Below are 18,781 nucleotides of genomic sequence, written 5' to 3' on the forward strand. Positions count from 1 at the left end.
CTTATTTCTGAGCTACAATCCCAAACATGGGGGCAGCAGTCAGATCCAGTTCTCCCAACAGACGCTGACCAACCTGTGTGTCCGTCTGACATTTCACAAAACCTGTTCTTGTCAAGAGCTGCGCATCCCACGCCGGTCGGGATTTCCCAATGTCCATCGAAAGCGTAATGTCGTCATTTTCCTTCTGTAAGACATCCGTCATGCCCACATGACCATACGGGCTGTCCGGGGCAACCTTTCGGTTCTGGATGCTGTGGCTGCGCACATGAGAAGCGTAATCCGCATCAAAATTCAAAAGCACCCCGTCGGGTTTCAACACTCTAAACCACTCGGCATAGGCGCTGTCCGGATCAGGAAGCGTCCATGTAAGATTCCGGCTGATGACCACATCAAAAGAATCATTGGGATAATCCAAATTCTGAGCGTCCATTTCCCGGAAAGTGATATCGAGATTCCGCTGTTTTGCCAAAATCCGAGCTTCCTCCAGCATGGCAGGGGTAAGATCAATTCCCTCCACACGATGCCCCTGCTCCGCCAGAAGCACGGCGAAGAAACCAACGCCTGTGCCCACGTCCAGAATGTCCAGCTTTCTCCGCTCCGGCAGGAACCGTTCGATCTCATGGAGCCACCTTTGCCCCATTTCATTTCTCAGCTCGTTCTTACGCACCGTTCCAAAATCGTGGGAACGCTGTGTCCAGTATTTCTTCACACGTTCTTCCATTTTCACATCCATATTTCCATCCTTCCTCCGACAATTCACCATAAGCAATCATTGGCTTCCCCTTTTCATGCCTGATGAATTAACGGTCGGTATTATTGGTGTAACAAAAATTTTCCTTTTACAGAAGCCCCCTCGGGGGATGAAATTTTTACGACAAAATTGGCCGCACCGGTTTCGTTTCCGGTGCGGCCAGAAATCCTCTGCCTGCTCAGGTAAAACGAGATAAAACACGCTGCGCGAGTTTTATCTCGCTATCGCGACGCTCGCCGCACACGAATACTTCTCATTCGGCTGCGGCTCATTGTTCGCGTAAATAAAAAGACGCCCTTTTTAGGACGCCTTTCATAACTATATTTTGTGTGATGGAATCATAAAGAGGGCTGCGGCCGTTATCAGACTCCGTCCGGCTTTATCATTAAAGCAAACTATAACGATGCTGCCAATACCCTTCTGAAGCGTCTGTATATAGTCTGCCTTCTGCTTATTTGAAAAGATGTTCATAGATATCCCTGTCCTTATCGCTAAATAGCATCATGAAACCCTCCGGATGCCCATTCCAAATTCTCGATGTCTGTTTCTGCATTGTCTTTCGCAAGTTTCAGAATCTGTTGTGAAGGGATCATGTAGCCACCACCTTATTTACATTTTTGCTTATAATTGTACAAATTATAAGCAAGAATGTAAATTCTATTTTCACTCGATCTCCACACCCCCTCTACTAATTGCGCCTATCTAATTACGCAACACTCACGATTGATAATCGTTACCTTTTTTAAGTAAAAGGAAATCTCTGAAGCTTATGCATTTCACCTTTTGTTTTTTGTCACTTACCTCAAATGTCAGGACAGAGCTTTCGATATATTGTATGATTACATCATCAAAGAGAAAGGAAACCGGAGCATGAAGATAAGTGTTGATATTTCTGCTGAATATAAAGAACCATATGCAGTGATCTACACTGACAAGGTGACACATCAGATACAGCGAATGCTTGATCTATTCAGCACAAACGAAACTCCCATAACTGCTCTGCAGAATGAAGAGGATATTATCATTCTGCAGCCTAAGGAAATATACATGGTCAGAGTAGAGGATGGAGATACGATTATTTATGGTGAAAAACAAAAATATCGTTCACGGAAAAGGCTATATGAGATTGGTCAGCAGTTAGGAAAACAGTTCATGCAGATATCAAAATCCACACTGATCAATCTGTCTTATATGGACAGTATCGAGCCGGGCTTCAGCGGAACACTTTTGCTGAAGCTGAAGAACGGATGCAAGGATTACGTTTCGAGAACATATCTGCCGGAGTTCAAAAAATATCTTGGATTATAGGAGGCGAAAGCAATGAAAGAGACAATAAAAGATTTAGCAAAGAGCACGGTAATCAGTATTGGAATGGCAATGGCTATTTTCTGTCTGGGTGGAATTGTATTTGATGTAAGATACAAAGGGAATTTCAGCCTTGAGAATTACAGGTTTACAAAAATGGTTGTCGGTTGCGTTTTGGTTGGCCTTGGATTTGGAGTTCCGACCATTGTGTACAGGAAGGAAAATCTTCCAATGCCGATTAGAGTGTTGATACACATGGGTATTGGCTGCGTGATTTATACAATCGTTGCTTATGCAGTCGGATGGACAGGTGGGTCTGCAACCATCGGTCAGGAAATAATAATTATGGCGATTCAGCTGGCTGTTGCGTTTCTTATCTGGTTCCTTTTCATGAGATATTATCGTGCAGAAGCAAAAAAGATGAATGATAAGATACAGGCAATGAAGTAAGAAGCAGTAAAACATAGTTTTTGAGAACATCGGTCAGAAATGATCGGTGTTTTCTTTTACCCCAAATCAGGAAGGAGGGAGATGGATGGCTGGACGGATGGACGGATCTAGGGTATCACCGTTGAGATTGGCGGCGATACTACCAAACTACAGACAGCCCTTAAGGGCGTAAATACAAAGATCAGAAATTATTGAGGATCGAGTTTTATCTCGCTATCGCGACGCTCGCCGCACACGAACACTTCGCATTCGGCTGCGGCTCACTGTTCGCGTAAATAAAGAAGGCAGGTACTCCGACAAAAGTACCTGCCCTCTTTTATAGTCAAACTGGCGTATTAAATTCGATATATCACCAGATCCGCATAACATGCTGCATGCCAAGGCTGACAAGCGTAATTCCCGCCCAGCAAGCCGCGCCGATGACGATCGGCTTCCCGCCGGTCCGGATCAGTTTCACGATGTCGCTGTTCAAACCGATCGCAGCCATCGCCATGACGATGAAAAACTTCGACAGGTTCTTGAGTGGTACGAACACCTCCGTGCTGACGCCCGCCTGTACACAGACCGTCGTGATCACCGAAGCCAAAACAAAATACAGGATAAACACGGGAAACGCCCTGCGCAGGCTGAAAGCTTCACTATTCGGGGCAGTGCTGTTTTTCTCCGACTGTTTTGCACGAACGATCGAAAGAACCAGCGTAATCGGGATGATGGCCAGAGTACGTGTCAGCTTAACCGTGACCGCTTTATCCAGCGTCTGGTTCCCGAGGCCCCACATGCTGTCCCAAGTGGATGCCGCTGCGGTCACCGAAGAAGTATCATTAACGGCCGTCCCGGCAAAGATTCCGAAGGCGTCTCCGCTGGTAGTATCAAAGCCGATGGCACGCCCCAGGATCGGGAAGAAAACCGCCGCAAGGACGTTGAAAAAGAAGATTACAGAGATTGCCTGCGCCACCTCATCGTCATCCGCACCAATGACCGGAGCGGTCGCTGCAATCGCAGAACCTCCGCAAATCGAGGAACCTACACCTACCAGTGTGGAGATGTTCCCCGGGACATGCATCAGCTGGTGCAACAGCCATGCGATGATCAGCGAAGTGCTGATTGTACAAATGATGATCGGCAGGGACTGCTTTCCGGTTTCGGCGATCACCCCGAGGTCCATCCCGAATCCAAGCAGAACCACGGCTGTCTGCAGGATATATTTAGAAGTCCATCGGATCCCGCCTTCCGCAGGTCCTTTGTTTTTCCAGAACACAGTTACGGCCATTCCCGCCAGAATACCGATGACGGCTCCGCCGACAACCGGGAAGCGCTGTCCGATGATCCATGACGGAATGGCAATTGCAAGACACAGAAGAATTCCCGCGCCGTTTTTTCTTATAAATGACATGATAGATATGTCCTCCCTCTGTTTAATTTCATTGACAGGGATCATCATAGAATGGTAAATTCAAAATGTAAAATTATTTATTTCTTGTTTACGATATTATTTTTTTATTGATAAGTGTGTCTTATGCTGGACTTTCGAATCAATACGTTTCTGTGCGTCTGCCAGACCATGAATTACACCAAAGCCGCTGCGCAGCTGAACATTACGCAGCCGGCGGTATCTTCCCATATCCATTATCTGGAGGATTATTACGGCACATCGCTTTTTCTATACCGGAATAAAAAACTGTATCTGACCCGGCAGGGGGAAATTCTTAAGGAACGCCTGCAGGCCATGCAGAATGACGAGGTACAGCTCAAACAGGAACTTCGTCCGGAGGACACCGGGATAAAATGTCTGTCCTTCGGCGTTACCATGACTGTCGGTGAATATGCGGTTGTAAATCCGCTGGCCGGGTTTCTGAAACGGCATCCGGATATGAATATACACCTGAAATTCGGAAATACCGAGCAGTTGATCCATCTGCTCGAAGATGGCAAGATTCACCTAGCACTTGTAGAAGGATATTATCCCGGGGATCAGTATGAGAATCTGACTTACAACACAGAGGATTACATCGCGGTATGTGCAGCCGAGCATGTTTTCAGGAATGGGACGCCGGCCTGTCTGAGAGATCTTCAGGGGGAGAGGCTACTGATCCGGGAAAAGGGTTCCGGTACCAGAGAAATCATGGAGCGCAGCCTGTCCGCCCGGGGCATCCGGCTGCATGACTTCTCTCATTTCATCGAAGTGGAGAATATGCATACGATCACAGCCCTGCTGAAAGAGGACTGCGGGATTTCATTCCTGTATAAAATTGCCGTTAAGGAAGAGCTCCAAAACGGCAGGCTGCGCGAAATAAAGCTCCGGGATTTTTCCATGCAGCATGATCTCGACTTTATCTGGGAAAAAGGCAGTATCTATGCCGGTCAATACCGGAGGATCTGTGAGGAGCTGATCAAGGAAAAATGATGCGAACCATCACACTGAAAGAGCAGCGGCAGCGTGTGAACCTGTCACGAAAGTTGCACATGTCTCGTACAAGAAGAAACTTTAGTGCCAAGTTCAAATCTGATCTCGTCCTTGAGGTTCTGAAGGGGGAAAAGGAACCTATTCCGTGCTGATGGTTATCGTAACATCTCCTTGTGAAAGAAGATCTGCCATCTCTGCCTCATCCTTATCAGATATATGACCGAGCCTTGTGTATGACCAGCTGTTGGAGCCATAGAACACTACCATCTGATTGCCCGAATAAAGTACAATGTCACCTGAACTCGTTGTTGTCTGTTTGTCATCTCGTGGCAAGCTCTGTCCTATGGAACCCACCTGTTCATAACCGCCATACATTGACATCTGAATGGTAATATCACCATCTTTAGCCATATCCCGCAGTCTTTCTACAGCCTGATTGTCTTCCCACTCCACATTAACTTTTGTACCATCAATCATCATTATCATAGTACTATCTCCAACAGCTTCATCATCTGCTGATTCATCTTTTTCTGCCATCTGATACATAGCAGTTCCCTCCGACATGACATTCTCTTCTGAGCTTTCTGTTTCAACATTTTCTGATGTTGATATTTCAGTTACTGCATTCTGATTATCACCGGAGTTTATTGTATTTCCTGAACAGGCGCTCATACAAAACATGATTGTCATACAGAATGCTATCAAAATCATTTTTTCTTTCATATCAAGCATCCTTTATCTTAAAGACTTTCCAAACTCGAAAGCCTCGTTTAACTCTTCTGTTTTCCCGGATGCCTCACCCATATCACCTATGCCACCGCAGAATAAGGAACCTGAAAACTGAGCCTTTTCGAAGCAATCAACCCATCCTTGAAGTCCACTTTCTGCCTTTTTAGGCACAAACTCTTCATCCTCAGCTGCTACAGAGAGCATATATACATTTCTAAATTTATAATCTGAAGGATATAGAGGATTGAGCCTGTCCAAAAGAGTCTTCATCTGACCACTCATCTCATAGTAATAAATCGGAGTGACGAATACCAATGTATCTACGTTCTTTACTTTATCAGCAATCGTGGCAGCATCATCCTTAATGACACATTTCTGAGTATTCTGACATGCCAGACATCCTATACAAAAGCCTATGCTCTTCCCTTTAAGACTTATATGCTCCACATCATGACCTGATGCTTTTGCTCCTTCTATAAGCTTTTCAGTAAGTATATCTGAATTGCTATTTGCACGAAGGCTTGTTGAAATTACTAATACTTTGCTCATATCATCTCATCCTTTTATTTTAAATTCTCCTTAAAGAAGCTCTCCAGCTTGTCATAAGGAATATAATCCTTATCTCCACCATCATATAGATCTGTATGCACCGCATCAGGGATTATCATAAGTTCTTTATTATCAGCATACTTGCTGTCTTTGATCATATCTGCATAAGCATCCTTTGAGAAATAACATGAATGAGCCTTTTCTCCATGAACAAGTAAAACTGCACTTCTGATCTCGTTGCTGTATTTAAGTATTGGCTGATTAACAAAGGATTCACAGCCGATTACATTCCAGCCACCATTAGAATTAAGGCTTCTCTTGTGATAACCTCTGTCGGTCTTGTAGTAGTCATAGTAATCTTTCACAAAGAAAGGGGCATCCTCAGGAAGTGGATCTACAACTCCGCCGCCAAGCTTATACTCACCTGCCTTAAGGTCTTCAAGTCTCTGAGCGCACATGGCAGCCCTCTTCTGATACCTTGCTTCCTCGCTGTCCTCGGAGTCAAAATATCCCTTTGCATTTACTCTTGTCATGTCATACATTGTCATTGCAGCTGTAGCTTTGATCCTTGTATCAAGAGCTGCTGTATTTACAGCCATGCCTCCCCATCCACAGATACCGATGATTCCAATCCTGTCAGGATCTACTTTTTCATTAAGTGAAAGGAAATCAACTGAAGCCATGAAATCTTCTGTGTTGATATCAGGAGATGCCATATATCTTACGTTCCCACCGGACTCTCCTGTAAATGATGGGTCAAATGCTATTGTTAAGAATCCTCTCTCTGCCATTGTCTGAGCATAAAGACCTGATCACTGCTCTTTAACTGCACCGAATGGCCCGCATACAGCAATTGCAGGGAGCTTACCATCTGCATTCTTTGGAACATACATATCCGCTGCAAGAGTGATTCCATATCTGTTTACAAATGTGACTTTGCTGTGGTCTACTTTATCACTTTTCTTAAAGGTTTTATCCCATTCCGTTACAAGGTTCAGTTCTTCTTTTCTGATCATTTTACATTCCTCCGTTTTAATTACTTTTCTTTTTGGATCTGTCTTATCAAAAAATCCATGTTATCAACTTTCTTCTGACTGTCATGAAGTTCGTCCATCAGATGGCACCGGCATTTTCTAAGATCTCGAAGAAGCGTATCTGTATCCCCTTCTTCATACATCTTTTTCATAAAGCTTATTTCTTTCTCATCACAGCCCATGTCAGTAAGGCTTTCAAGAATCTTTTTAGTATCCATCTTTTTTGCTCCTTCTGATTTCATAGTAAATCCTTGACCAGGTTTTCGCTAATGAATAAAATAAATATCGTGATATTCGTCTTTGGAATAACACTTTAATTGTCAACTTCATGGAGGTTTTCGTGGAAATAAAAAATCTCAGATATTTTCTTGCAGTTGCAAGGGAAGAAAATATGTCAAAGGCTGCTGAGCAGCTTCATGTATCACAGCCTACTCTTTCAAAGACATTAAAATCATTAGAGGAAGAACTTGGGAAGAAACTGTTTGTAAGGCACAGTTTCAGCATTTCGCTTACGGACGAAGGGATGCTTCTACGTGACCGTGCTCAGGATCTTGTGGCTATGTCAGATAAAATAGAACAGGAATTTAATTCCCTGGATGATATAACAGGTGGGAATATTTATTTTGGACTGGCCGAGAGCTATCAGATAAGATATCTTGCCAGAGAGATCTATAAGTTAAAAGAAAAATATCCCAACTTCACTTATCATATAACCAGCGGAGATACTGAGCTGGTTACTGAAAAACTTGATAAGGGCATTTTAGACTTTGCTGTACTGTGTGAAACACCTGACAGCAATAAATATGAATATGTTAAGTTTCCGGAAGCCGATGTATGGGGAGCAATCATATCTTCATCTCATCCCCTTGCAAAGAAAAAATCCATCCATGTCTCTGACCTGATAGGACAGCCTCTGTTTGTCTCTGAGCAAAGCTGGAACAATGAAATCAAAACATGGGCTAAAGAAAGATTTCCTAAGCTAAAGCTTGAAGGCTCTTTCAGACTGTCCTATAACGGCTCTGTATTTGCAAGGGAAAACCTTGGAATACTTCTTACATTTAAAGATCTGATAAATACCGAAGGAACTGACATGGTATTCAGACCACTTTCACCTGAACTGAAGTCAGAACTATATCTCATATGGAATAAATATCAGACCTTTACTCCTATTGCTGAAAAGTTTCTGGAGCAGATAAAAAAGACTTTCAAGTAATTTTCAAGAAGGTCACAGCATAATAAAGCTATGACCTTCTATTGTATAGTGTTCTAATCTTATACTTCACGTAACAAATCTGTAGCCACATCAATCCATACCTTCACCTCAGCAGCTGCAAAAAGAACAACCATCCTGGCACCATATATTAGTGCCAGGATTCCTATTACTGGTATTTTCCACGGCACCTCCAGAGTATATAATAAGTTATAACGATTGTGGGAGGAGGTTCCGCTATGGGAGATCGGTACGGTCTAGATAAAATCGGGTCTATGCAGTTTAAAACGATAGAAATGCTGGAATTTGATGATGGCAGGAATTCCGGGGCATCGTATCGTATGACAAGCATGCAGCTTGCAGGTATGCCCCGCAATTTTGAGGATATGAATGAGCTGCGGGTCAGACTGGATGAATACTATTATGATCGCCTTGACGGAAAAGAAGCTCAGCTGGAAACAAAATGCCAGATTTCCAGCAACCTCTTCCATAAGTATCTCCGTTTTAAGGGAGGGCGCAATATTACTTATGAAAACCTGGCGAAGTTCTGCGTTGGCGTCAGTCTCACCGTAGAAGAAGCGGACGAACTGTTCAGGTACCGGGGCAAAAGGCTGGATGTAGAAAACCTATGCGACTATATCCTCATGTGCGAACTGGAAAATAACGGGGATATTTATGAATATATTGAAGATATGAAAAAATATGCCGGTGTGAAGATCCGCTGCATAGGGGAAGAATAACTGTAACAATGGAGGACAGCATGTCCAGTTATCTTTTTCCAGAGGTAGTATGCTAAAACCATCAAGTTCGATGAAAGGATACACACACGATGAAGAATGGTTTTACCTGGGAGAATTTCAGCACGAAATTTATTAAAAGCATTGTTTACAGTCCAAAGACCAGCGCAAAATACCGTCCCATCAGGAAGATTGAGGAAAAAGAAAGCCTCGTGGTGCACATTGCAAGAATCTGCCCTAAGCCGGACGAGCATTTTGTGCGGTGCTACCGTGATGAGATTACAGAGAATTTCTTAAAGGGAAGCGGGGCACTGACCAGCCTTATCGCTAATCTGGAGAAGCATAAATACCGCGGCGCCAAAGTCGGAAGTCACGATGCCATGCTGGAGCAGTTTCAGCACATGAGGCTTACATCAACGGTGATGAGCCTGGTCCTGAAGGAACTGTTGCAGGCCGGGGCATATACAGATTACGAAGAAGATACATCTATCTTTACCACACCGAAGGTTCTGGACATGTCTAAGTGCATTCCGTCGGATCTCCCGCTGAAACCATATCAGGATAAGGCGGTGGAAAGCTTACGGGATTACTTTATTACACAGAAAAAGAAGGCAGGAATGCTGGTCATGCCGACCGGAAGCGGAAAGACCAGAGTCGCTACGTATTTTCTTATAAAGGACATGGTCGCCGCCGGATGGCAGGTGATCTGGCTTGCTCACCGGCATATGCTGATCGAACAGACAGCGGATGCCATGTACAACGGAGCAGCAGGACTACTAAAATCCGCTGCGCCAAAGAAAAAGGGATTTCATCTGATCTGTGTCTCAGGAAACCATGCCAGTGTTAAGGCAATCGACCGGGACGATGATGTCGTGATCGGCAGTGTACAGACTATTTACCGGAACCTTCCCTATCTTCATACAGTACTGCGGAACAAAGTGATGATCGTCGTGGATGAGGCGCATCATACACTGGCCCCTTCTTACCGGAAGATCATCGATGAGATCAAGAACCTATCCAGACAAGTTAAGCTTCTTGGCCTCACTGCGACCCCCTCTCGGCTCACAGATCTCGATACAGCCAGGCTTATGACGATCTTCGACCGTAAGATCATTTATGAGGTATCGCCAGCGACGCTGATCGCAAAAAAAATCCTTTCCAAACCGGAATGCGTCAGGATCAATACGGATATTGATTTTGAGACCAACATCACCCTTGATGAAGAAAAGTATATCCGGAAATGGGGAGAGCTTTCCCCGGAGACTCTGGAACGCATGGCCAGGGTCAAGGAAAGAAATACACTGATTGCGGATGAATACATACAAAACAAAGAAAAATACGGAAAGACCCTGATTTTTGCACTGAATGCGGAGCACTGCATCAGCCTCTGTGAAGAACTTCAGAAACGCGGTGTGCGCTGCGATTACGTGTACAGCATTCACGATGGAAACGAGACAAAGATCGCCAGATTCCGCAGCGGAGAACTGGACGTCCTGGTGAATATCCAGATCATGACGGAAGGGAGCGATGTCCCGGATATCCAGACTGTATTCCTGACCAGACCGACGTCCAGCGATGTACTGCTGATGCAGATAATCGGTCGCGGAATGCGCGGGAAGGATTATCAGGGCACGGAAACCCTGTATGTTGTGGATTTCCATGATATGTGGGGAAGATTCACCGACTGGCTGAGTCCGGAGGAGGTGCTCTGGCCATTTATGCCGCCGACAGACCAGAACCTGGCGCTGGAATCTTCGAAACCGAAACTGATACCCTGGGAGCAGATCCATGACATCCTTGAAGGGATCGATGTACGGTATACGGGAACAGGAGATCTCCCGTCTCTGGCGGTCCTTCCCGTCGGCTGGTATGACATTGATGATGAAGAATGGGAGGACAGGAAGCTCCTGGTATTCGACTGCCAGGTCAGCGGATACAATGCGCTTCTGAAAAACCGGGAGCGAACCTTCGGCGATCCGGACTATACGGGAAAAATGGCATTGGACGAATTCTTCACCGGGTTCGGACTCTGCCCGAAGGCACGGGATCTCCAGCTGTTCCTGGATACCTATCGGGAGGAGTATCCGCACTTGTACTTCTTCAAAGACCAGAAGGAGATCGATGCCTATACACTTGCACAGAAACTGCGCGCGAACAATGTTGGCATCGCTGATCTTGATGGAAATATAGAGGGCTTTTACAACGATCACAAAGACCTGATCGACAGTGTATACGGAAGCCAGGAAGAGTACAGTCAGAGAGTGTACGATTTTATCCGGTATCCGAACGGTGTGGTCCCGTTGGGAATGAAGATCGCAGAGATCCCGGAGGAAAGCCTGACTCTGGACCGAACCCCGGTATATGATAATGACAGCCTGACTGAACTGGCAAACGAAGTCCTTAAAGAACGCTTTTCCGAAGAGCCCTATGGGGATCTTCCTCAGCTCCGTTGGACGGACAGACCCCTCACAGAGTATTTTGGAAAATACGTTCCCAGGGACGGAGACCCCATTGTGTTGATCAACAGTGTTCTTAATTCTCCTGACGTACCCCGTGAAGTTATCAAATATGTGATATACCATGAACTTCTTCACAGAGATGAGCCCCGCCACTCAAAGGAATTCCGTGCAAAAGAGCACAGTTATCCGGATTGGACCGAGCACGAACGATTCCTGGATGTCACATTCCCGAAATTCAATCTTAGATATGCGATATGAGTAACACGTTTACATAGAAGTAAAAAGGTGAGATCTATGAGAATTCTGTTTTGCAATATTGCCTGGATGAACTACTATAAAGGAATTATTCAAGGCAAAGACGAGCCCGTCGGAGGCGGTTCCTACGTCGTTAAAAACAATGATGCTGGTGAAGCATATAACTTTTGTCCGATCCATACAAAATGGGACGACGGACTAGAGCAGGACATCTGTTATGGATTTACTGAGACAAAGACCTCAAAAAGTGGGAAAATACAGGATCTTCATATCGAAAAAATAGAGGGATGCGAGCACTGTGCTAAGGAAGAGTTCGTAGAAGATGTAACGGTTATCTATTGTGCCGCGAGGCCGCGCCAGGGTTTTACTTCTGTTGTAGGCTGGTATAAACATGCAATTGTCTACCGCAAATACCAGATTGCAGAAGTGCCACTGTCAGATAGAACGTATTATTATCAGTATTACAATGCGGAAGCGCTAAAGGAAGATTGCGTCCTGCTTCCGAAGAATGAACGGCGTATTACAAAGTGGAATGTTCCAAGGCGGCAGACGGGGGCGTCTTATGGCTTTGGACAGTCAAATGTCTGGTTTGCTGATGGCAGAAGAGAAAACAAGCTGCTCGATGAGTTCTTGAAGAAAACCATCGACAAGATCGAGAATTACCAAGGTGAGAACTGGATAGACATTCAGCAGGATACTCTAATGTAAAAAATCTATCACCATGGTTTATTGTTTATCTCCTGCCATGCGCCTGTTGTCAAATTGTTGTACTTCGAGTCAATTGTTACAGAGTGTTGTACTTCCCAGTTCTGCCTCCTGCCAGAATCAATCACGGCATCTGCAGGCAAATCATCTGGCGGAATCGTCCAGGTGCGGCGTTCTGCCAAAGACATATTCCTATTCCGTATTATGCCTTGTAACGATTTGCTCTCCTTCATTTCTGATTATAAGAGGCCGGACGGGAAATGCCGAATACTTTCGTGTCAGAATTTCTGACATCAACGTCGGGATGAATTATGCCATTCACCATTATTATTCCTCCTCCGCAACAGGGAGTCCGTGTTTTCGCCGGATTTCATCCAGTCCCTGCTGAATTCGCTCGTCTTTTTCACACGCAAGGCTTAGAAGAAGGTAAATGTCATCCACCCGTCCGCCTTCCATAACAGGTGTACAATCATAACTCCACTCTTCAATGATACTTCCACCAAAATCCAGAAATTCTTCTTCTGAAATGATATCTTCTTTTGGCAAGCGCTTAATACGGTTTCTACTAATAGCGACTCCCGGATCTCCTTTAGAAGCGGCAACCATTGAGATCATGGAAAGTGCCCGGATCCCACATAAAGGAAGTGTTAAACCTTCAGGATTCTTCTTGACATAGATATCCCGGATTACAGGAGAGCGCATGAATTCATACGACTTCAATAGAAAACTCTTTTTTTGAGACTCATTTTTGATTGTACCATTGGCATTGTAACAGTTCCAACCCCTTTAATTACACTGCCAATGCATTCGCATTCACTCGCTCGATTGCGCTCCGGATTCCCATCCAGACACTGAGATCTGTAAAGATCTCTACGACACTACCCATGGCATTAAACGGAGCCTCCTGAAGAACGGAAAGGTCTTTCATCATGCCGTTGTGGACGATGTATTCCACGATCTGATTCACAAAGTAGATCTGCCTGCTGTCAAGACTGGTGTCGTTCAGATATTTTGCAAAAGCCTCCTTCGCAGCATTCATATCCAGGCCAACAATCTCCCGGACGAATTCTCCCAGCGGTTTGCTTCCATACTCCGCTTCATAATCCTCTTTTGTGCCAACCTCATTCCAGAGAATTTCCTCCAATGCTTCCACATCGGTTTCTGTAAGCGGAACATTGTTCTTCAGTTTATGAATCGCGATATGATCCTGGTGCTGCCGGATGTAGTATTCTGCCTTTGCCTTATAATTCTTGAGATCGTCATTTTCCAACTCAGACTCCTTCCAGTCCATGGAAAGAATCTGGTCATCAAAGTCCGTATCATACCGGATCTTTTTCTTCGGCAGATATTTCATCAGATCACGGAGGTTCTCCCTTATATGCTCGAATTCATTAATTCCGGCATTTTCAACGTAATCTGTATGAAGGATCTTATCGATCAGCCCTGACTGCGCCATAATCTCAGGAATATTGGCAACACTTGCAATACCAGCCACTTTCGTAATCAGGTCATGCCTGGCTCTTGTATACTTCTTCCCCACAAGGTAAGCCAGTTCGATTCCGTACATCAAAGCATCAAATCGCAATGCCGACGCTTCATCCGACTCCGGCTCGATCAACGGAGCAAGCTCTTCACGAACCAACAGCGTGTCCTCATAGGTAAGTGCCTTGTAATTGTCCTTGTTCGCATAGAGATCCACGTACTTCAGATGCTGCCGGACTGCAAAGTTTTCCCTGTTGAGTTCCTGCACCTTCCCGGTCATATGCTCTACAAGAGCTTCTCTATACGCCTTCAATCGTTCAATCTGTTGGTACTGCAGATCCTGCAGCTTGAACGCAATCTGGAATTCCAGGTTGAAGATAGCTCCCTGGAGAGCGATCATATTCGCTGTCGGTTTCCCTTTGTTCATACGGAAGAATTCAAAGTTCCCGCAGAAATCAAAGATGTAAAACTTGTTCTTGTCTTCTCCATCAATGAGCCCGGGGCAAAGCCTGGTCCCGCGGCCGATCATCTGCCAAAACTTTGCCTTACTCATAACCTTCTTAAAGAAGACCAGGTTCAGGATCTCCGGAACATCTATGCCGGTATCAAGCATATCCACAGATATGGCAATCTGCGGCAGTTTCTGCGGCTCCGAGAATTCGTCAATGGCGCTCTGTGCGTAGGTCATATAATTGTCAATAACCTTCGCAAAGCCATTCAAATGGGGATACTCCTTGTTGAAGACCTCCAGAATCTTTTCGGCATGATTGTGATTCTTGGCAAAGATAATGGTTTTACCGATCTTCGCGCCGTAATCAACCTTCAGCCCATGCTCCATCAGGATATTGAGAACCTCGCGGATCGTATCTTCATTAAAGATCCATTCGTTCAGAGCCGAAGAAGCAATGCTCTCCGGAAGCTCCCCGTTTTCATCCTCAAAAGTATCTTCATAGATCTGCTTATCTTCTTCAGAAAGGTCATCATATACGATGCCTTGCTCTATGAATTTCAGCTGTGTCTCCACCGACATGAAATCTACCAGGTATCCATCCTGAACCGCCTGCGCCAGATCGTAGCCATAGGTAGGAACACCATTTTCAAGTTCGAAGATCTCATACGTGTTCTTATCGATCTCATCCTTCGGTGTCGCTGTCAGGCCGACCAGGGGAGCGTCAAAATAATTGAAGATATCCCGATATTTGTTATAGATGGACCGGTGAGCCTCATCGCAAATAATCAGATCGAAATGTCCACAGGTAAAGAGCTTGCCCTGGTCATCTTCGACCGAATCGATGCAGTTCATCATAGTCTGATAGGTCGAGAACACGCAGTGTGCTGTATAATTATCCTTTTCCTCTACCAGGTTGGTCACCGAAAGATCCGGAAGAAGATTTACGAAACTGCGCTTAGCCTGTGTAACCAGAGAGTTTCTGTCCGCCAGAAACAAAACATCACGAATCCAGCCCTGTTCCTGCAGAACTTTTACCAGCGCAATGACGGTTCGTGTCTTGCCGGACCCGGTCGCCATGACCAGAAGAGCCTTACGACGATTCTTCTTCCCAAAACTGTCACAAACAGCCTTAATTGCAGCTTCCTGATAATATCGCCCCGCGATATTCTTATCGACAACAACGTAAGAGAGGCTGGATCGCATCGCCTGAAGATTGAAAAGCTTTTCCAGATCGCGCTTGGAGTAGATCTCGGAACATCTGCGCTCCGGATACAGATTATCCTGGATTCTGGTTTCAAATCCATTTGTCAGGAAAATCACCGGCCGCCTGCCGTACTTTTTCTCCAGAAGATCTGCATAAAGCTTTGCCTGCTGTCGGCCTTTTGCCACGTCCACACAGGTTCGCTTTGCTTCGATCACAGCCAATGGCCTGCCGTCGTCACCATACAGTACATAGTCCGCATATCCGACACCTGACTGATTCGGCATCCCCTGAAGTTCCACTTCATTGATCCAGTTTTTGCCTTCGATCCATCCGGCATCCTCCAGCATGGAATCGATATAGATCTTTCGAGTTTTATATTCGGAAATATCCAGCGGCTTCGGAACATACGTCTGCTGCTGTTCCTCGCGCCGCGCAGTCAGTTCCTCTTTCAGTGCCGCATTTTCTTTGATCAAGGCATCCAGATCAACCTCGGAAATAAGCGGCTCAGCAGCAACCGGCTCTGGATCTTTCACTTCGGAAAGAGTTGGATCAAACGTCCTCTCTGTATATTCATCCCCATAGCAGTACGAGAGGAAGTCCATAAAAATGAACAGGTTTTTCAAACAGAGAAGGGCCTGGTCTTTCGTTACCTTTCTGCCGGAGTGTGCCGCAGTATTTCCCATCTTCCGGATAAAATCCATCCGGATCCAGAGACTATTGTCCACAATATCACGGAATTCCTCCGTACTCATCAGACTGACCAGCCTATCATCCCACGGCATGACCAGAGAACTGTCAACAGAATACATCCATTTGACAGCGAACTCCATCGCCCTCCGGCAATTGATAATCGATGCTGACACATCAATCGGAAGGATCTTCTCTGCCGATATCGCAACATCAGCGAAGCTCTCAAATTTCTCTTCTGTTTTTAAGAAATCAAAGTTGGTCATCTTGATTCCCCCTTAACGTTATTAGGCAACTTTTGATTTGTCGACTTGAGCAACGAAGGTAACGAACCTTTCCTGTAGTTCTATCGGGGGAACGGTCACTTTCAACAACTTCAGCTTTGCTCCAGGGAGATGAGCAATCGTAGCCTTTGCCCCCTCTATTGAAGCAAATCCCCCATGCTCGCAATTATACTGAAACCATCTTGCTAAATAGTCCGGCAAAACCATATCAGTATTACACCGAACACGATGTAGCGCCTTTTGAAAATAGCAAGGCTGTATCTCGTTATGCCAAACCGCACAACGTCCAATCTCGCCGCCCTCACAAACCAACAGATCTCCATCTTTTAGCTGAAATTCAACCTGATCTGCTTCGTTGAAGTCCATCTCATTCAGATTCTCAAGTTCAAACCTAAACCACTGCACATTGAAATTAGCCAGATATGGATATTTATATTTTCCAGTCTGTTGTTTAGCATCCAGCATTTTCCCAAGACGTGAAGTCGCTATGTCAGAAAAAACATACTGCGGCCATCCCTTATTATTCCGGATTATATCCCCAAACATCTCGACAAATCGGGCTTTGATAAGTTCATCCAGTTTCAGTAATTCCTGCTTTCGCATCTGAATAATGGCATATACTTTTTCCAGATTTTCTGCACAAATATGCTGTTGTTTAAATCCATAATCTGGAACCAGTGTTTCTTCAAGAACTTTTCGACCGATTGCTTTAAATGTGCTCCCCGTTCCCTTGCTGTTTAATTCCGCATTTTTTCCTCTTAATAGCCAGAAGATGAATTCTGTAGAAAACTTTCCAGGATCAGGTGTAATAGCTGCAAGTCCTCGGCCAATACAGCATTCTTCTTTTGCATAGTTTAAGGCACCGATTGGAGCTCTAACCGAGATCAAAATGTCTCCAGCATTGGCAATTTTCGTTGGAGCATTACACCATACTCTTGTCACCGGGTATCTTTCACCAAAATCAGCATTCCCTTGGAAAAAAGGAATCCCTTCACCATTTTCATTGTAGCTACTCGATTTCGGAGATTGCCCCATATTGATTTTGCATACATCTTTAAGTGCTATATATTCCATCCTTCGTCACCCACAAATCCGAATTGCCTTTAGGCCATATACCTCTGGTGTGAGTTCTTGACGTTATTCTGATTCACAATCGCATACTGCATTGTAGTATCAATCTGAGAATGTCCCAGGATCTTCTGTACTTTTCAATCGGCATTCCCTTATCTATCGCCCTCGTTGCCATAGTCCGTCTGAACTTATGTGGATGAATTCGATCAAGTGAAAGCTTCCGGCCTAATTGTCTCAGCCGAATTTCAACTCCGCTGATCTCAAGGCGCTTATGCCGGCCATCTAAAGAGACAAACAAGGCCGGATTATTATCGGTTCGAGACGCAAGATATTCCATCAAGTGAATTTTGGCCTTTGCGTCAAAATATACCCTTCGTTCTTTGTCTCCTTTGCCAAATACAATACATTCCCGTTGTTCCATATTCACATCTTCGATGTTCAAGCGGACCAGTTCTCCAACGCGTATACCTGTAGAGTAAAGCAGATCGATAATAGCCAAGTCCCTCATCTCATCACAGGCATCTCGCATTTTCTCCATGTTCTCATCCGAGATCACTTCTTTAACAACGGTCTTCGTTTTAATCTTATGAATACGCCGCATAGGGCTTTTCAGGATATAATCTTCTTCCTCCAGCCAGGAAAAGAAGCTTGATATATTACGCCTGATATTGTCGATCGTTACTTTGCTGCATCCGCCACGTTGCTGATACTCCACCAGATATGTCCGGATCTCGTCTGTTGTCATTTTACGAATAGGAGTGCTTATTCTCTTCAGCATTTGTTCTACCGTAACCTTGTAATACTGCAGAGTCCGCTCAGAACAACCCTCGATTCGTTTTGCATCCAGAAAAAGCTTCAGATATTCGCTATTCTCGATGTTTTCTTTTTGTGCACTTGTGTTGGATAAATTATCTAACAATACCTCCTGAAGCTTCTTCATCTGCGGCACACTCAGATACTCCGCCATTTCATTCAGAATATTAACCAGTTTTTCTTCCATGATGATATACTCCT

General features: G+C 44.9%; 15 protein-coding genes and 3 pseudogenes. 8 read left to right on the plus strand and 10 right to left on the minus strand.

Annotation, left to right across the window (positions count from 1 at the left end; genetic code table 11):
• Position 1: 1 nt before the first annotated feature.
• Entirely contained in the window at positions 2-733 is a 732-nt protein-coding gene (locus ACTQZS_RS01165) for a class I SAM-dependent methyltransferase (protein WP_441474187.1), read from the minus strand.
• Between the two features lie 888 nt (positions 734-1,621).
• Between ACTQZS_RS01165 and ACTQZS_RS01170 the strand changes: the two genes are divergently transcribed.
• The 3 genes and pseudogenes from ACTQZS_RS01170 to ACTQZS_RS01180 all read left to right on the plus strand — a co-directional run.
• Complete coding sequence (locus ACTQZS_RS01170) at positions 1,622-2,059, plus strand: LytTR family DNA-binding domain-containing protein (RefSeq protein ID WP_441474188.1); 438 nt, start codon at positions 1,622-1,624, stop codon at positions 2,057-2,059.
• A gap of 12 nt (positions 2,060-2,071) precedes the next feature.
• A complete protein-coding gene (locus ACTQZS_RS01175) occupies positions 2,072-2,506 on the plus strand; it encodes a DUF3021 domain-containing protein (protein WP_441474189.1) in 435 nt (144 codons plus the stop codon).
• Positions 2,507-2,620: 114 nt separating this feature from the next.
• A pseudogene (locus tag ACTQZS_RS01180) lies at positions 2,621-2,695 on the plus strand (phage tail tape measure protein); the annotation flags it as partial.
• A gap of 160 nt (positions 2,696-2,855) precedes the next feature.
• Here ACTQZS_RS01180 and ACTQZS_RS01185 read toward each other — a convergent pair.
• Positions 2,856-3,899 (minus strand): YeiH family protein, encoded by a 1,044-nt coding sequence (locus ACTQZS_RS01185; protein ID WP_279198559.1) that lies wholly within the window; start codon positions 3,897-3,899, stop codon positions 2,856-2,858.
• 123 nt (positions 3,900-4,022) lie between these two features.
• On the opposite strand from ACTQZS_RS01185, the gene ACTQZS_RS01190 reads away from it, so the two are divergent.
• The gene (locus ACTQZS_RS01190) at positions 4,023-4,910 is read left to right on the plus strand and encodes a LysR family transcriptional regulator (protein WP_279198558.1); all 888 of its coding nucleotides are present in this window, start codon (positions 4,023-4,025) and stop codon (positions 4,908-4,910) included.
• Positions 4,911-5,048: 138 nt separating this feature from the next.
• Here the strand turns inward: ACTQZS_RS01190 and ACTQZS_RS01195 are convergent, their stop codons facing one another.
• The 4 genes and pseudogenes from ACTQZS_RS01195 to ACTQZS_RS01210 form a co-directional block, all read right to left on the minus strand.
• Positions 5,049-5,633, minus strand: coding sequence for a cyclophilin-like fold protein (locus ACTQZS_RS01195; RefSeq protein ID WP_441474190.1), 585 nt, complete (start codon positions 5,631-5,633; stop codon positions 5,049-5,051).
• A 12-nt stretch (positions 5,634-5,645) separates the two neighbouring features.
• Positions 5,646-6,188 carry a flavodoxin family protein gene (locus tag ACTQZS_RS01200; protein ID WP_441474191.1) on the minus strand — a complete coding sequence of 181 codons (543 nt, stop codon included), beginning with the start codon at positions 6,186-6,188 and terminating at the stop codon, positions 5,646-5,648.
• Between the two features lie 14 nt (positions 6,189-6,202).
• A pseudogene (locus ACTQZS_RS01205) lies at positions 6,203-7,204 on the minus strand (alpha/beta hydrolase).
• A 20-nt stretch (positions 7,205-7,224) separates the two neighbouring features.
• Positions 7,225-7,440, minus strand: a complete 216-nt coding sequence (locus tag ACTQZS_RS01210; protein WP_024865572.1) for a hypothetical protein — start codon at positions 7,438-7,440, stop codon at positions 7,225-7,227.
• 122 nt (positions 7,441-7,562) lie between these two features.
• Between ACTQZS_RS01210 and ACTQZS_RS01215 the strand changes: the two genes are divergently transcribed.
• The 4 genes from ACTQZS_RS01215 (at position 7,563) to ACTQZS_RS01230 (ending at position 12,591) form a co-directional block, all read left to right on the plus strand.
• The gene (locus ACTQZS_RS01215) at positions 7,563-8,435 is read left to right on the plus strand and encodes a LysR family transcriptional regulator (RefSeq protein ID WP_441474192.1); all 873 of its coding nucleotides are present in this window, start codon (positions 7,563-7,565) and stop codon (positions 8,433-8,435) included.
• Positions 8,436-8,671: 236 nt separating this feature from the next.
• Positions 8,672-9,172, plus strand: a complete 501-nt coding sequence (locus tag ACTQZS_RS01220) for a hypothetical protein (RefSeq protein WP_441474193.1) — start codon at positions 8,672-8,674, stop codon at positions 9,170-9,172.
• An 89-nt stretch (positions 9,173-9,261) separates the two neighbouring features.
• A complete protein-coding gene (locus tag ACTQZS_RS01225) occupies positions 9,262-11,886 on the plus strand; it encodes a DEAD/DEAH box helicase family protein (protein WP_441474194.1) in 2,625 nt (874 codons plus the stop codon).
• A gap of 36 nt (positions 11,887-11,922) precedes the next feature.
• On the plus strand, positions 11,923-12,591 hold the full coding sequence (locus tag ACTQZS_RS01230) for a hypothetical protein (protein ID WP_441474195.1): 669 nt from the start codon (positions 11,923-11,925) through the stop codon (positions 12,589-12,591).
• A gap of 324 nt (positions 12,592-12,915) precedes the next feature.
• On the opposite strand, the gene ACTQZS_RS01235 is transcribed toward ACTQZS_RS01230, so the two are convergent.
• The 4 genes and pseudogenes from ACTQZS_RS01235 to xerA all read right to left on the minus strand — a co-directional run bounded on the left by ACTQZS_RS01235 (position 12,916) and on the right by xerA (position 18,767).
• Positions 12,916-13,308: a hypothetical protein gene (locus ACTQZS_RS01235; protein ID WP_441474196.1), complete on the minus strand. Its 393-nt coding sequence runs from the start codon at positions 13,306-13,308 to the stop codon at positions 12,916-12,918.
• A 70-nt stretch (positions 13,309-13,378) separates the two neighbouring features.
• Positions 13,379-16,678 carry a DEAD/DEAH box helicase family protein gene (locus ACTQZS_RS01240; RefSeq protein ID WP_441474197.1) on the minus strand — a complete coding sequence of 1,100 codons (3,300 nt, stop codon included), beginning with the start codon at positions 16,676-16,678 and terminating at the stop codon, positions 13,379-13,381.
• A 21-nt stretch (positions 16,679-16,699) separates the two neighbouring features.
• Complete coding sequence (locus ACTQZS_RS01245; RefSeq protein WP_441474198.1) at positions 16,700-17,770, minus strand: restriction endonuclease subunit S; 1,071 nt, start codon at positions 17,768-17,770, stop codon at positions 16,700-16,702.
• A 29-nt stretch (positions 17,771-17,799) separates the two neighbouring features.
• Positions 17,800-18,767: pseudogene (gene xerA, locus ACTQZS_RS01250) on the minus strand (site-specific tyrosine recombinase/integron integrase).
• Positions 18,768-18,781 lie beyond the last annotated feature (14 nt).

The organism is Bilifractor sp. LCP19S3_H10 (assembly GCF_052119185.1).
Lineage (GTDB): Bacteria > Bacillota > Clostridia > Lachnospirales > Lachnospiraceae > Bilifractor.